The sequence below is a fragment of the Pedobacter sp. SYSU D00535 genome (assembly GCF_017355855.1).
In the GTDB taxonomy this organism is placed as follows: Bacteria; Bacteroidota; Bacteroidia; order Sphingobacteriales; family Sphingobacteriaceae; genus Desertivirga.
Genome location: NZ_JAFEWD010000003.1, coordinates 112,534 through 127,431 on the forward strand (window position 1 = coordinate 112,534; position 14,898 = coordinate 127,431).

Consider the following 14,898-nt stretch of genomic DNA (forward strand, 5'->3'; position numbering starts at 1 on the left):
ATTTGCAATCCTAATAGAGCACCCGGAATTTAATCGTGTGATCTATTTGTTTTAGTTCCTTCAATACTTGTTTGTCGTACTGCGCACTCACATCCGTAATCGCGTAACCAATTTGCTGATTCGTCATCAGGAACTGTCCCAGGATGTTGATGTTATGACGAGCGAATACCTGGTTTATCTGGGCCATGATACCAGGAACGTTGCTGTGGATATGGATCAAACGATGGGCACTTGCAATCTTAGGCAATTGAAGATTAGGGAAATTCGTGCTTAGATAGGTGTCTCCTTTATTGATGAAATCTGCCATCCGTTTGGGGATAAACTGGCTGTTCCGTGGGTTTTGTTTCGGATCATCAAAAACGACAATACCCATCTCCGTTGCTATATCCATGGTAATATTTTCCCGACTATGACCGAGGTATCCAATGGTTTTTAACTTTACAGCCCGCTCCAGTTGATGATCTTCCAGCTTCTGTCCGTCCGCCAATAGTAACATACCTACATCTGCCACATACTTTTCCTCAAAGCTTGTTTTGTGTCTTATTGAGAATCCATCCTTCTTCAAAACCTGGATCGCCTGTTCTGGCACGTCTCCTACAATTAAACACAGTATCCGGTTTTTAGGGTAGGATATCGCTCTTGGAAGATTGTTGACATACAGAAACTCATCAAAGCTCGGCGTGATATGGTCCGCTTTTTCCAAAATGCTTTGACGGGCGATATTTTCTGTGTATGCATAAAACTTCTGGATCAAACCGGATTCCTTTAACTGGAAGTCAGAGTATCCGTCGCCAATACCAAAAATATTGCCCTGCAGGTTCAGCTCCCGCAGCAACTTTACTTTGCCACCTTCTTCTGAGAGAGGATTGGTATCGTCGTAACCTATAATCTTTCCCTCCTCGTCAAACTTGAAGGTATTGGCATAGATGTTTTCTTGTTTTATATGATAGGGAAGTACTACTGGAGTAATAAATTCCTTAAATCCGCCCGATACAATTAATACTTCATCTGCATGCTTTTTGAAAAATGCCCTGTTGCGGGAGAAGGAGGAGGAAACCTTTTTCTTCAGTCTGCTAACCAGCGTTTTCAGGTGATCCTGATTAGCATGAAGAAGTTTTACTCTTTCTGACAAGCTTTGACGGAAAGAAAGACGGCCTTCCATAGCAGCATTCGTAAGGTCTTCAATCTCCTTATAAATCCTTTCCCTTTCGGGATGATCTTTCAGGGATATACGTACCAACTCATCTAGTGCTTCAACCTGAGTAAATGTGCTATCAAAATCGATAATGTAAAAATTCTTCATTGCTATAAATGGGATGCAGCCTCGTGTTTAAAAAATTGCTGCAAATGTAGTAATAGTTTAATCTTTTAAAGCTCTGCAAATCTCTTCAACCGACTTTTTTACAGGCTTATAATGGAACGAGGGGAAATGCCGGAGGAACTTTTCGTTAGAATATTTTAAGCGCTTGAGCGAGTTCCGTGCCGTATCTCGGGTAAGACCGTAGTCTTTTCCGCTAAATGCAGCAGCAATGGAAGCACCCCTCCAGGCTAATTCCATCATCCATGATTTTGCCTCTACACTTGGAATTTTAGTACCGAAACAGGTTGCGGCTTCAACGAAAAGCTCTTTGTATTGCCAGTTTTCTGCATTCAGGATGAAGCGCTCAGCGCTCAGGTCGCTGTTCATCAGTAAGATCATTGCTCTTGCTACGTCTTCTACATCTACCAGGCCGCAGGACCCCGAAGGATAAAACTTCACACCTTTTCGGATCATTTCAAAAATTTGCCCGCTGCCCTTCGTCCCGGCTCCTGCACCAATAATTAAGGAAGGATTTACAACGACCGCCTGCAGCCCCTCCGAAATGCCTCTCCAAACTTCCATCTCACTTTCATATTTGGAGATGGAATAGCCGTGCTGGGTACCATTAAACTCCCAGTGATTTTGTTCGGATACCGGCTTCCCCTCTTTCGCTTCGCCAAGTGCCGCCACCGAGCTGACGTGAACGAATTTCTCCACTCCGAGGTCAAGTGCCAGATTAACCAGGTGAGCAGTTCCCTCCCGGTTAAGTTTTAAAAGTTTCTTTTTATCAGATCGCCGAAAGGAGATATAGGCAGCGCAATGGTATATTTTGGTTATTCCCTGGAGCGCGCTTTCCAACGAAAAGTAGTCAAGAATGTCGGCATTAACCCATTCTACTGTATCAATATCCCGAAGAATAGTTGGAATCACGGAGTCAGGGCGCCTGAGGACACGTACCTGTTCCCCGGCCAGGGAAAGTTGTTTAACAAGTTCAGAACCTAAAAATCCGGTAGCCCCGGTTACTAATACCATCCGCCCGAAAATTGAAATTGCTTTCAAAAGTATTTAATAAAGTTGATATTTGGGCGAAACGAAACAGGATATTGCTCGCGCGAAGAAGCGGCAGAAGCAAAAAAGCTCAAACTATGTCATTAGCCGATTTTCTTTCTCCTTTAGATGCAAAAAAGTTCAACCCGGGCGATGCCTTATACGTCAGCCAGTTGGGTTCTAAAGTGGAAATCTTCTCTAGTGATTTTCCGGATCTCGAGGAACAAAAGTTTGATATTGCCATTATCGGCGTTTTGGAAGATAGGAATGCGGTGGACAACCAGGGCTGTGGCCTCGGGCCAGATTACGTGCGGGAGAAGTTGTACAGCCTTTACGAGGGTAGCTATACCACCAAAATTGTGGATCTGGGAAATATTCGCGCAGGTCACCGGGTTGCTGATACTTATATCGCCCTGAAAACCGTAGTCACTGAGTTGATTAAAAAGGATATCGTCCCGTTAATTATTGGCGGAGGGCAAGATCTAACGTATGCACAGTACATGGCCTACGAGGATCTCGAACAAAAGGCGGACCTGGTGGTGATTGATCCCAAGTTTGATTTAGACGACTCATTTGATGCCGAGTCGATCGAGACCTCATCCAAATCATACCTTAACAAGATTTTCCTGCATCAGCCAAACTACCTGTTCAACTTCAGCAATATAGGCTACCAAACCTATTTTGTTAATCAGGAGAGCCTTCGCGTTATGGAGAAGTTATTGTTCGACGTGCACCGGCTGGGGGAGTTTACGAATAGTATTCCTCTGGTTGAGCCAATTGTCAGGAATGCCAGCTTGATTAGTTTTGATATTTCTGCTGTTCGCGCCTCCGATGCCTGTGCAAACGGAAATGCTACACCCAATGGTTTTTATGGGGAGGACGCTTGTCAAATGTGTCGTTATGCAGGAATGAGTGATAAGCTTACCTCCATAGGCTTTTATGAGTTTAATCCGGCTTACGACAGGAATGGACAAACAGCGATGCTGCTAGCACAAATGATCTGGTACTTTATTGACGGGTTTTACAACCGTAAAAAGGACTTTCCGCTGCAGCCTAAATCACAATACCTTATATACCGCGCTTCGCTGAAGGATAACTCGCACGAACTCGTCTTCGTAAAGAGCAAAAAGTCCGACCGCTGGTGGATGCAAGTCCCTTACCCAACCGGGCCTTCCGGAAATGAGCGGTACCATTTAGTGCCCTGCAGATACGAAGATTATCAGATTGCCGTTTCAGGAGAGATGCCGGACCTCTGGTGGCGCACTTACCAAAAGCTAATTTAAATGAGATTCACCCTGTTACTACTTTTTACCTTTTTGAGCTCCATTACCTTGGGGCAGAGTAAAAAGTTCACTATTAATGGAAGCGTTGATACAAGCTTCAAGGCCGACAAAATCTACTTCTCGCAGGTAAAGCTGTTCGGAAGTCAGGCGCCGCAACCGCGGGTCATCAATATAAAGGACGGTAAATTCGTAATCAAAGGAGAACTGGATGAACCGCAGCAAGCGATCATTTCACTTACCGAAGATCTTCGCCAGAGGGAAACTGCCTTTAGGTTTTTAATTGATTCAGGATCTGTTAAGATTCAGGTTCCTTCCAATATTCGTGCATCCGTAGTAAGCGGATCGAAGATAAATTCGACGTTTACCCGCTTTCTGCAGTCAGGCAGCGAACAGCAAGAAAATTTTCATAAATTCTATCAGGAAGTGCAGCAGGCGTCAAGTGCGGGTAAAAATCAGGATTCCCTGCAGACACTCTTTCAGGAGCGTTATGCTAAATTCTTGGAAGAACAGCAGAAGCTCAAGATCGGCTTCCTTAAGGATAACAAAAATTCTTTCGTAAGCCTTTTGGTAATAAAAGAGGTTGCAGAAAGTTCTCAGAATTATAATAAAGCCGACTCCCTGTTTCAGCTTCTGGCGAAGGAAGTGAAGAAGACGCCTTCCGGACAGGCGATTGCCGCTGAGATTGAGGCACAAAAGATGTTTTCAGTTGGGGCCGTTGCTCCCAATTTTACGCAGGTGGATACTGCTGGGAAACCAATCAATTTAACTGATTTCAGAGGGAAGTATGTCCTCCTTGACTTCTGGGCTTCCTGGTGTAAGCCTTGTCGGGATGAGAATCCAAACGTAGTAGCCGCTTTTAATCAATATAAAGGAAAAGGATTTACCGTATTGGGGGTTTCACTTGATCGCGAAGGTGCGAAAAACGCCTGGTTGAAGGCGATTGCAGACGATGAACTGGCCTGGACGCATGTATCAGATCTGAAATTCTGGCAGAATGAAGTAGCCAGAATGTATAACATCCGCTCTATTCCGCAAAACTTCCTGCTGGATCCGAAAGGTAAGATCATCGCTAAAAATCTCCGTGGAGCGGAACTTCAAAGCTTTCTTGCCAACTTATTTTCAGAGGATTAGCGTACAAAGAAAAACTAGCGGCTTGGTTTCCTGCCAAATAGCAGGGCAAAGGAAATCAGGCTTATCAACACCACGGACGCTATCCAGTAAAGCTGCACTTTAGATGTGTTTGTAGTTGTTACAAGCGATTCAGACTTGGTAAGATCAGTTGTTGCCGGAGGTTGGGAACGCGACTGAATCTGGACCTCTGCCGGCTCCTGTTTCGCTGGTTTCTGAATTGGTAGCACCTGGTTTTCCGGTTCCTGAGCTATTGAGGCCCTTACCGCCCTTTCTGATTTTTGTTCAGCCTTTTGGATCTTTTTTTTCTCTTTCTTTTCTGGTTTTGAAGACGCACTTACTGGTTGGTTTAGTGCACTGTCAATCGAGATAGAAACAGGTTTGGGAGCAGCGATAACCTTAACGGTTATTTTTTTTACTGAGTCCTGCGCAGAGGCTGGCCCAGCTACAGAAATAAAGAAGGCCACCGCCCAATAGAAAAAGGTTTTCTGGCCCATGCTGTTGAAACAAATATTGAAACCTTGTGCCAAAAAACCTTTCCTTAAACTATCTTCCAACGCTATTACTTTTAGAGAAGTAATCTAACGAATTTAGGTGAAAAATATTCTGATCAAAGCAGATCGAAACCAATATCTGTCCTGAAGTACCTGCCGTCATAATATACTCTTCCGGCATCCGCCACTGCTTGCTGTACGGCGTCAAACATGGTGTCCTGCAGTGAGGTTACCGCCAGTACGCGACCGCCCGATGTTTTGATCAAACCGTCCTCCAGCGTAGTGCCGGCATGGAATATATGAGAATCCCGGATATTATCGAGGCCCGAGATTACTTTTCCTTTCAGGTAGGTTCCAGGATAACCGCTGGCTACCAGCATTACCGTGGCTGCTGTCTTGTCAGACACCTTCAATTCTTTTTCCGCGAGGTTTTCATGCGCTACACCCAGTAAAAGGTCAACAAAATCGCTCTCGATACGTGGCATTACACTTTCAGTTTCCGGATCGCCCATGCGTACGTTATATTCAATTACATAGGGATCGCCATTATCGTTCATCAGGCCAATGAAGATAAAGCCCTTGTAAGGGATATGATCGCTTTTCAAGCCGGCAATGGTCGGTTTTACAATCTGATCCTCTACCTTTTTCATAAATGCTGCGTCAGCAAACGGAACCGGGGAAATAGAACCCATTCCGCCCGTATTAAGTCCGGTATCGCCTTCGCCGATACGCTTATAATCTTTTGCCTCCGGCAGGATCTTGTAGGTATGACCATCTGTAAGGACGAAGACTGAAAGCTCAATCCCAGTCAGAAATTCCTCAATGACTACGGTGCTGCTCGCCTCACCAAACTTGGCATCTTGAAGCATGGCTACCAATTCTGTTTGCGCTTCTTCCACCGTCTGGCAAATCAATACGCCTTTACCAGCTGCCAGGCCATCAGCTTTTAATACAACAGGATATTTGTGGGTTTCAAGATAGGAAAGACCTTCATTTAGGGAGTTGATAGTGAAAGATGCCGAGGCTGCGGTCGGGATAAAATGTCTTCTCATGAACGCTTTAGAGAAGTTTTTACTGCCTTCCAGCTTAGCACCTTCTTCCCGGGGACCGATAACGGGAATGCTTTTCAAATCCTCATCCGCAAGGAAATAATCGTGAATACCTTTTACCAGCGGTTCCTCTGGTCCAACCAGCACAAGCTGAACATTATTTTGCAAAACAAACTCACGAATACCCGCGAAATTCGTTGCCTGAATATTTACATTTTTTCCGAAAGCTCCTGTTCCTGCATTTCCAGGTGCTATAAATAACTGGCTGCATAAGGGGCTTTGTGAGATTTTCCAGGCAAAAGCACTTTCTCTTCCGCCCGAACCTAGTAAAAGAATGTTCATGCGGCAAAGATAAAATTCTAGCTTGTTATTGTTACAAGAATTGACGGAGCCTTTTATTTAAGGTAAAGATGTTTAACTTGCATAGATGAGGGATGAAATAGAAAATCTTCCGGTCTATCAGAAGGCGAAGGAACTGATGATTCTGGCCGAGCATATTTCTGAGTTTTTCAAAGATGATGAGCAAAGGGAGGAGCTGAAAGCCCAAATCCTCAGCAACGCGATGCTTATCGTTATTAAAATTGCAGGAGCTGAGGCGGCAGAGCTGTACACTATGAAAATGGAAAACGCCCTTCGTATAAAGTTTGCAGTGAAGGAGCTCTTTGATGCGGTACTATTCGCCCGCATCATCAAGATAAACAACAACGACTACGTACAGCTGGTCAGAAACACCATTGAAGAGTTCAGGCAGGAGTTCGTTAAGTGGATCCGGACTTTCGACATTGAAGCTGATTTTAAAGACGACTGGGGGATTAGGTTTGCCATCGATCTTTCTGACGACTATGAGGTGAAGATGGTTCAGGCAGAGGGAAAGGACTTCGATTTTGATAACAGTGATTTCGACTGGGGATTTGATGAAGAGGAATAGATACTACGCCCGGCGTTTTTAAGTTTAATTTTATAGCTTCATCCCAAATTAAATTCATTAATTAATCTAATTTTGCATCCTTATGCCATATTGGCTTATTGTAGTTGATGGCCTAATTGTTGAGTAATAAGGATTTTTAAGAGTAAATCATGTTAGGATTTTTAAATAAACTTTTCGGAAGCAAATCTGAACGGGATATAAAACAAATTCAGCCCTTGGTGGAGCAAATCAAAGCTGAATATTCAAAACTTGCTTCGATCAGCAATGATGAGTTAAGGCAGAAAACGTTTGATTTTAAAGCCAGGATAGCGGAAGCGCTGGCCTCTATCGATAAAGAAGTTGCGGAGCTGAAAGCTCAGGGGGAAGACCCGGCAATTGCAGTGGAGGAAAAAACTGCAATCTATGATCAGGTGGATAAACTAGGTAAGGAGCGGGATAAGGAACTGGAGAAAGTGTTAATGGACATCCTTCCTGAAGCCTTTGCCGTTGTTAAAGAAACCGCACGTCGTTTTACTGAAAACAAAGTAATTGAAGTAACTGCTTCCCAGTTTGATAGGGATCTGGCTGCAAGAAAGCCAAATGTAGTTATCAATGGCGACAAAGCATTACACCACAATACATGGTTAGCTGCCGGAACGGAAGTAACCTGGAACATGATCCACTATGATGTGCAGCTGATTGGTGGTATTGTACTGCATCAGGGTAAGATTTCTGAGATGGCAACAGGTGAGGGTAAAACTCTGGTAGGAACGCTTCCCGCTTACCTGAACGCCCTTTCGGGTCAGGGGGTGCATATCGTTACAGTGAACGATTATCTTGCCCGTCGTGACTCTGAATGGAACGGACCTCTTTTTGAGTTCCACGGTCTAAGCGTGGATTGTATCGATAAACACCAGCCCAATTCTGAGGCTCGTCGTAAAGCATACCTTGCAGACATCACCTTTGGTACCAATAATGAATTCGGTTTCGACTACCTCCGTGACAACATGACGTTGAGCCCGGAAAATATGGTTCAGCGCAAACTGCATTTCGCCATGGTGGATGAGGTTGACTCTGTATTAATTGACGACGCTCGTACGCCTTTAATTATTTCTGGTCCGATTCCTCGTGGTGATGAACATGAGTTCTATGCCCTAAAGCCAAGGATCGAACGATTGGTGAATGCACAAAGAAACTATATTACCAGCGTATTGAATGAGGCCAAAAAGCTCATCGGCGAAGGTAAGACTGGCCCTACAGAAGGCGGCCTGGCTTTATTACGTGCACACCGTGGATTACCTAAAAACAAAGCACTGATTAAATACTTAAGCGAGCCGGGTATCAAGCAAATCCTCATGAAGAGTGAAAACTATCACTTGCAGGATCAGGCGAAAGAGATGCCTAAGGCCGATGCTGAACTGTTCTTCGTTATCGACGAGAAGCATAATCAGGTGGAGCTTACTGAAAAAGGTATTGAATTTATTACCGCAACCGGAGAAGATCCAAGTTTCTTTGTAATGCCGGATGTAGGCACAGAGATCGCCGAACTGGAAAAATCAGCACTTTCTAACGACGAAAAGATCGCACGTAAGGACGAGCTGATGCGGGATTTCTCTGTGAAGTCAGAGCGTATTCACTCGGTAAATCAGTTGCTGAAAGCCTATACCTTATTTGAGCGCGATGTAGAATACATCATAGACGAAGGTAAGGTAAAGATCGTGGATGAGCAGACTGGTCGTATCATGGAAGGCCGTCGTTATTCTGATGGCTTACACCAGGCGATAGAGGCGAAGGAAAATGTAAAGGTAGAAGATGCTACACAAACTTACGCTACCATTACGCTTCAAAACTATTTCCGGATGTACCACAAATTAGCGGGTATGACGGGTACAGCTACAACAGAAGCAGGAGAGCTCTGGCAGATCTACAAGTTGGATGTGGTAGAGATCCCGACCAATGTTCAAACGAAGCGTAAAGACATGGAGGATAAGGTTTATCGTACCATGCGTGAAAAATATAACGCAGTCGCGGATGAAATTACAGCACTGACACAGGCTGGTCGTCCGGTGCTGGTGGGTACCACTTCCGTCGAGATATCTGAGCTATTGAGCCGGATGTTAAAGCTGCGTGGTATCAAACATAATGTGCTTAACGCGAAATTACACCAACGGGAAGCGGATATCGTGGCGGAAGCAGGACAAGCAGGAACAGTAACTATTGCTACAAACATGGCTGGTCGTGGTACCGACATCAAGTTGGGTCCCGGCGTTAAAGAAGCGGGAGGTTTGGCAATCGTAGGTACTGAACGTCACGAATCTCGTCGTGTTGACCGCCAGCTGCGTGGTCGTGCAGGACGTCAGGGCGACCCGGGTTCTTCACAGTTCTTCGTTTCTCTGGAAGATAACCTGATGCGTCTGTTTGGTTCAGAGAGAATTGCGAACATCATGCTCCGGATGGGAATCGAAGAGGGGGAGGTAATTCAGCATTCGATGATCACTAAGTCCATCGAGCGTGCGCAACGTAAAGTAGAAGAGAATAACTTTGGTATTCGTAAGCGTTTGTTAGAGTATGACGACGTGATGAACTCGCAACGTACGGTGGTTTATGCGAAGCGTAAAAATGCTTTGTTTGGAGAGCGTCTGGAAGTAGACCTGAACAATACCATTTACGATACTGTAGAGGACATCGTTACGGAATATAAGGAGACGGCTAACTTTGAAGGTTTCCAAATGGAAATGATCAAAGTGTTTACCGTAGATCCTCAGCTGTCGCACGAAGAGTTTAACGGTACTTCTATCGCTAAACTTACCGAGCAACTGTTTGCGAAAGTGACGGCTTACTACCAGCAAAAAATAGATGCCATCTCCCACCAGGCACTGCCGGTGCTACAACAGGTATACCAGGAACGTGGAGAGTTCATTGAAAATATCATCATACCGTTTACTGATGGCCTGAGAGGTTTGCAAGTATCTGCCAATCTTAAAAAGGCAGTAGAGACAGGCGGACGCGAAGTGTCACGAGCATTTGAAAAGACGGTGGTATTAGCACTGATCGACGATGCCTGGAAAGAGCACCTCCGTGAAATGGACGAGTTAAAGCAATCTGTGCAGAACGCCGTGTACGAGCAGAAGGACCCATTGGTGATTTATAAGATGGAGGCCTTTAATCTGTTCAAGCAGATGTTGGCCAGCGTTAACAAGGATATTGTCAGCTTCCTATTTAAAGGTGGTATTCCGGTACAGGAAGAGGAAGTAAGAGAAGCCCGTCCTGAGCCTAGGCAAGATTTGTCGAAGCTGAAAGTTTCGAAGCCGGAGCTGGCTGCAGTAGCAGATGGAGGAGCAGGCATGCCGATGGAAGACACCCGCGAAATTCAAAAAACAATGCCTATCCGTAACGAGAATAAGATCGGTCGTAATGATCCTTGTCCCTGCGGAAGCGGCAAAAAATACAAGAACTGTCACGGAGCGGGCTTAGAATAATATCAAATGCTAAGAGATAGAATTCAGGAGCTTGCCCAAAGGTTTCACGGCGATGTTGTTAGACATCGCCGTCATCTTCATGCCCATCCCGAACTTTCTTTTCAGGAATATGAAACCTCGGCCTACGTTAAAAATGCATTAACCGAGCTGGGTATAGAGTGGGAAAGCATGGCGAACACCGGAGTAGTGGGCATTATTAGAGGAGAACTTCCTTCTGATACTGTGATAGCCTTACGAGGCGATATGGATGCACTACCCATTGTAGAAGCAAACGACGTCCCCTATAAATCTGTAAATGAAGGAGTAATGCATGCCTGCGGTCATGATGTCCACACCTCATCACTGCTCGGAACTGCGCGGATCCTTCAGGAAATGAGAGCCGAATTTGGCGGAACAGTGAAGCTGATCTTTCAACCGGCAGAAGAGAAGCTTCCGGGAGGAGCGAGCCTGATGATTAAAGAGGGAGTGCTGGAGAATCCAACTCCGCAGGCCGTAATCGGACAACATGTAATGCCGCTGATTGATGCTGGTAAAATCGGTATCCGCTCAGGCAAATACATGGCTTCTACCGATGAGATCTATGTTACTGTTAAAGGGAAAGGTGGACATGCTGCTCAACCTCAGCAAAATATCGATCCCGTACTTATTACTTCTCACATCATTGTCGCTTTACAGCAAGTAGTTAGCCGCATTGCAGATCCAAAAATGCCTACCGTGCTGTCTTTTGGAAAAGTAATTGCGAACGGAGCGACAAATGTAATTCCAAACGAGGTTCACTTAGAAGGGACTTTCAGAACACTGGACGAAAGTTGGCGGGCTGAAGCGCATCGGCGGATGAAGAAGATCGCTGAAGGAATTGCAGAAAGCATGGGGGGAAGTTGTGAGTTTAACATTGTGAATGGTTATCCCTATCTGATAAATGAAGAAAATCTCACTGCGCAGGTTCGGGGTTTTGCTGAAGCCTACCTGGGAAGAGAAAATGTACTCGATCTGGATATCTGGATGGCTGCAGAAGATTTTGCCTATTACTCTCAGGTAGCCGACTCGTGTTTCTATCGTCTCGGTATCCGGAATGAAGAAAAAGGAATAACGTCTTCGGTGCATACACCTACCTTTGATATTGATGAAACTGCGCTGATTACCGGCACGGGCCTGATGGCATACATCGCGATAAAGAGGCTCGGTAATTAAGCTTCAAAATACCAGGCCTTCCATATCTTTGTGGAGGGCTTTTTTTTTCTAGCTGTGATGAGAAAGATTCTGTTTTTTTGTTTTTTTGCCTGCCTTACTACTTCTGGCTTTGCCCAAAGAATTCCCCGTTTTAATCCTGATACTGTACTGACCATTACGCTCGATTCTGCTATCAGCATCAAGTCGACCCGCATTAATGTACAAACCTTCATTAACGAAATCCTGAAAGATACCAGTTTCTATGAGGCCTTTAGGAATATGAAAAAGTACAGTTTTACGGCCGAGAACAGAATTTTTACCTACAACAAAAAGAACAAGGTAGAGGGGAAAATTTACCGGAAGATCTTTCATAACAACGACGGGTCCTATAAAATGCAGTATCTGGCCAGGCAGGATAGCGGCAAGGTGTATAAGAAGAATGGCAAGTACCAGTTGTATACGGTGGAGATGTTTGATTACATCTTCATGAACGCCTATAATTCTGATTTTGCCCCCAGTAGTTCGCCCGCCGGCAAAGGCGGTGGAAGTAATGAATCCTACAAAGACAAGCTGAAGACTCTTATTTTTAGTCCTGGTCGACCGATAAAAGGAGTTCCCTTCATCGGTAGCAAAACACAGATCTTTACTGCAAATATGAAGCAGTACTACGATTATGCTTTTTTCAGTTCTACTTATCTGGATTCTATTCCTGTTTACAAATTTAAGGTTACCCAGAAGAAAGATCTGTCGAACTGGACGAAAGACGGTATCATGATCAAGGAGCTGACTACCATCTTTGATAAACGGAATATGCAAATCCTGGGAAGGTACGTGGATATGAAATACGATAACCTGGCCTTCGAGTTTGACGTACAGATGAACATCGAGCTGGGGTATTTCGATAATGGGGAGACTCTGCTTCCTACAAAAATCAGTTATCAGGGAAATTGGGACATACCGCTTAAAGCGGAGGAGCGAGCTGCATTTTTAATCCTCCATAAGGGATATAAGAAAGAAAAGTAAATCGTGCTGCGAGATGATTGCTAAGGAAACCGTTGATAAAATTCTTGAAGCTGCCCGTATTGAAGAGGTGGTCGGTGACTTCGTGCACCTCAAAAAAAGGGGAACGAGCTTAATCGGCAATTGTCCTTTCCACAATGAAAAAACGCCTTCCTTCAATGTTTCAGTAAGCAAGGGGATCTACAAGTGCTTTGGCTGTGGTAAGGGTGGAGATTCGGTCCGCTTTATCATGGATCATGAGAAATACTCCTATCCCGAAGCGCTGAAATACCTGGCCAATAAGTACAGCATCGAGATTGAGGAGCTGGAGCAGTCGCCTCAGCAGCTGGAAGCAGATAACCGCCGGGAGAGCCTCTACATCGTGTCTTCCTTTGCTGCTAAGTTTTTCGCAGATACTATGTGGGAGACCAATGAAGGTAAGACCATTGGACTTGGATATTTTAAAGAGCGGGGATTTCGCGACGATATTATTAAAAAGTTCCAGCTGGGATATTCTCCCGATAGCTGGGACGCCTTAACAGATAAAGCGGTTCAGGAAGGATTTAAGGAAGAGTTTCTGGAGCTGACAGGACTCTCCATCCGCAACGATAAAGGGAAGCTTTATGACCGCTTCCGCGGACGGGTGATGTTTCCGATCCATAACTTTACCGGGAGGATCATCGGCTTCGGGGGGCGAACGCTCATCACCGACAAAAAAGTACCAAAGTACGTCAACTCGCCGGAGAGCGAGATCTATCATAAGTCCAATGTCCTTTATGGGCTCTTTTTTGCTAAGAAAGCGATAAGAGACCTGGACAATTGTTACCTGGTAGAAGGATATGCTGATGTGCTTTCCGTACAGCAAGCCGGTATTGAAAACGTAGTCGCCTCGTCCGGAACGTCCCTTACCACCGAACAGATCCGCCTGATCGGTCGTTTCACTAAGAACGTTACCATCTTGTATGATGGCGATGCAGCAGGTATAAAGGCTTCTTTACGGGGCTTGGACATGATCCTGGAAGAGGGTCTTAACGTAAAGGTCGTCCTGTTCCCGGATGGACACGATCCCGATTCCTACGTTCAGAAGGTGGGAAGCTCGGAGTTTAAAACCTACATCGAGAAGAATCAAAAAGACTTCATCCTCTACAAAACTTCCATTCTGCTAAAGGATGCAGCAAATGATCCTATAAAAAAGGCGGGTGTCATTCACGACGTGGTTGAAAGCATCGCCAAAATCCCGGACGATATTAAGGCTGCTGTATTCATTCGGGAGTGTAGCTCTTTGTTGCAGATCGAGGAAAGGGTGCTTATTTCGGAGTTGAATAAGCTGCGGCTCAATAAGTTTAAGAAGGATAATAAGCCGGAGCAGGCACCGCCTCCGCAGCAATATCCCTCTTATCCGCCCGACGAACTTCCTCCCCCGGATGAATTCCTCATCCAGGAAACGGTCGCGGCATCAGACGAACTGCAGGAAAAGGAAATTATCCGACTGTTAATTAACTACGGGCATGAATTGGTAAACTGGGACGGCATCACCGACACCTATATCGCTCCATATGTGATCTCGAACCTTGCTGATGTTTCTTTTGATCATCCTGAGTGTAAGGCCATCATCGAGGAGTATACCCATTACATGGAGCGCGGGGAGCTTCCAACCATTAATGATTTTATCCAGCATCAAAATTCAAAAATTTCGGAGCTAGCGATTTCACTGGTCTCTTCACCATATTCTCTAAGTGAAAACTGGTATAACACCAGGAAAATCTACGTGAAGCATGAGTCGGAAAATATGCGTGCTACTGTTCTCGGAGGCATTTTTCACTTGAAGAAGAAGAAGGTAGATAAGATATTGAAAGAGATCAGGGAGGAGTTGCAAAGGGAAACCAACGAAGACGATCAGGCCATATTAATGCAACGCTATATGCGGATCAAAGAGGTAGAGAAAGGCATCTCTTCTTTTCTGGGTTCCGTAGTTGTAAAATAGATATTGTTATCCTGCTAAAGATTACCATTAAACCCTAAAGAGAATAGCTAATCCTACC

Annotated in this window: 11 protein-coding genes; 7 read left to right on the forward strand and 4 right to left on the reverse strand. The window is 44.9% G+C overall.

Going from position 1 to position 14,898, the window contains the following annotated elements:
* Window positions 1–10: 10 nt before the first annotated feature.
* Complete coding sequence (locus J4N23_RS08545; protein ID WP_207426541.1) at window positions 11–1,303, reverse strand: HAD-IB family phosphatase; 1,293 nt, start codon at window positions 1,301–1,303, stop codon at window positions 11–13.
* Window positions 1,304–1,360: 57 nt separating this feature from the next.
* The gene (locus J4N23_RS08550; protein ID WP_207426542.1) at window positions 1,361–2,332 is read right to left on the reverse strand and encodes an NAD-dependent epimerase/dehydratase family protein; all 972 of its coding nucleotides are present in this window, start codon (window positions 2,330–2,332) and stop codon (window positions 1,361–1,363) included.
* Between the two features lie 113 nt (window positions 2,333–2,445).
* Here J4N23_RS08550 and J4N23_RS08555 point away from each other — a divergent pair, with 113 nt between their 5' ends.
* Both J4N23_RS08555 and J4N23_RS08560 read left to right on the forward strand, forming a co-directional pair.
* Window positions 2,446–3,630: a formimidoylglutamase gene (locus J4N23_RS08555; RefSeq protein ID WP_207426543.1), complete on the forward strand. Its 1,185-nt coding sequence runs from the start codon at window positions 2,446–2,448 to the stop codon at window positions 3,628–3,630.
* On the forward strand, window positions 3,631–4,761 hold the full coding sequence (locus tag J4N23_RS08560) for a TlpA disulfide reductase family protein (RefSeq protein WP_207426544.1): 1,131 nt from the start codon (window positions 3,631–3,633) through the stop codon (window positions 4,759–4,761).
* A gap of 14 nt (window positions 4,762–4,775) precedes the next feature.
* Here J4N23_RS08560 and J4N23_RS08565 read toward each other — a convergent pair whose 3' ends face one another.
* Together J4N23_RS08565 and purD are read right to left on the reverse strand one after the other, a co-directional pair.
* Entirely contained in the window at window positions 4,776–5,315 is a 540-nt protein-coding gene (locus J4N23_RS08565; RefSeq protein ID WP_207426545.1) for a hypothetical protein, read from the reverse strand.
* A 53-nt stretch (window positions 5,316–5,368) separates the two neighbouring features.
* Complete coding sequence (gene purD / locus J4N23_RS08570; RefSeq protein ID WP_207426546.1) at window positions 5,369–6,643, reverse strand: phosphoribosylamine--glycine ligase; 1,275 nt, start codon at window positions 6,641–6,643, stop codon at window positions 5,369–5,371.
* Window positions 6,644–6,728: 85 nt separating this feature from the next.
* On the opposite strand from purD, the gene J4N23_RS08575 reads away from it, so the two are divergent.
* The 5 genes from J4N23_RS08575 to dnaG all read left to right on the forward strand — a co-directional run bounded on the left by J4N23_RS08575 (window position 6,729) and on the right by dnaG (window position 14,840).
* Window positions 6,729–7,229 carry a hypothetical protein gene (locus tag J4N23_RS08575; protein WP_207426547.1) on the forward strand — a complete coding sequence of 167 codons (501 nt, stop codon included), beginning with the start codon at window positions 6,729–6,731 and terminating at the stop codon, window positions 7,227–7,229.
* A gap of 149 nt (window positions 7,230–7,378) precedes the next feature.
* Window positions 7,379–10,687 (forward strand): preprotein translocase subunit SecA, encoded by a 3,309-nt coding sequence (gene secA, locus J4N23_RS08580; RefSeq protein WP_207426548.1) that lies wholly within the window; start codon window positions 7,379–7,381, stop codon window positions 10,685–10,687.
* Window positions 10,688–10,693: 6 nt separating this feature from the next.
* The gene (locus tag J4N23_RS08585) at window positions 10,694–11,878 is read left to right on the forward strand and encodes a M20 family metallopeptidase (RefSeq protein ID WP_207426549.1); all 1,185 of its coding nucleotides are present in this window, start codon (window positions 10,694–10,696) and stop codon (window positions 11,876–11,878) included.
* Between the two features lie 57 nt (window positions 11,879–11,935).
* Window positions 11,936–12,880 (forward strand): hypothetical protein, encoded by a 945-nt coding sequence (locus J4N23_RS08590; RefSeq protein ID WP_207426550.1) that lies wholly within the window; start codon window positions 11,936–11,938, stop codon window positions 12,878–12,880.
* 13 nt (window positions 12,881–12,893) lie between these two features.
* Window positions 12,894–14,840, forward strand: a complete 1,947-nt coding sequence (gene dnaG / locus J4N23_RS08595) for a DNA primase (RefSeq protein ID WP_207426551.1) — start codon at window positions 12,894–12,896, stop codon at window positions 14,838–14,840.
* The last annotated feature ends 58 nt before the right edge of the window (window positions 14,841–14,898 follow it).

Excerpts from the sequence above, each read along its gene's own strand:
- J4N23_RS08545 (WP_207426541.1), bottom strand. The coding sequence starts at position 1,303 with ATGAAGAATTTTTACATTATCGATTTTGATAGCACATTTACTCAGGTT.
- J4N23_RS08550 (WP_207426542.1), bottom strand. The coding sequence starts at position 2,332 with ATGGTATTAGTAACCGGGGCTACCGGATTTTTAGGTTCTGAACTTGTT.
- J4N23_RS08555 (WP_207426543.1), top strand. The coding sequence starts at position 2,446 with ATGTCATTAGCCGATTTTCTTTCTCCTTTAGATGCAAAAAAGTTCAAC.
- J4N23_RS08560 (WP_207426544.1), top strand. The coding sequence starts at position 3,631 with ATGAGATTCACCCTGTTACTACTTTTTACCTTTTTGAGCTCCATTACC.
- purD (WP_207426546.1), bottom strand. The coding sequence starts at position 6,643 with ATGAACATTCTTTTACTAGGTTCGGGCGGAAGAGAAAGTGCTTTTGCC.
- J4N23_RS08575 (WP_207426547.1), top strand. The coding sequence starts at position 6,729 with ATGAGGGATGAAATAGAAAATCTTCCGGTCTATCAGAAGGCGAAGGAA.
- secA (WP_207426548.1), top strand. The coding sequence starts at position 7,379 with ATGTTAGGATTTTTAAATAAACTTTTCGGAAGCAAATCTGAACGGGAT.
- J4N23_RS08585 (WP_207426549.1), top strand. The coding sequence starts at position 10,694 with ATGCTAAGAGATAGAATTCAGGAGCTTGCCCAAAGGTTTCACGGCGAT.
- J4N23_RS08590 (WP_207426550.1), top strand. The coding sequence starts at position 11,936 with ATGAGAAAGATTCTGTTTTTTTGTTTTTTTGCCTGCCTTACTACTTCT.
- dnaG (WP_207426551.1), top strand. The coding sequence starts at position 12,894 with ATGATTGCTAAGGAAACCGTTGATAAAATTCTTGAAGCTGCCCGTATT.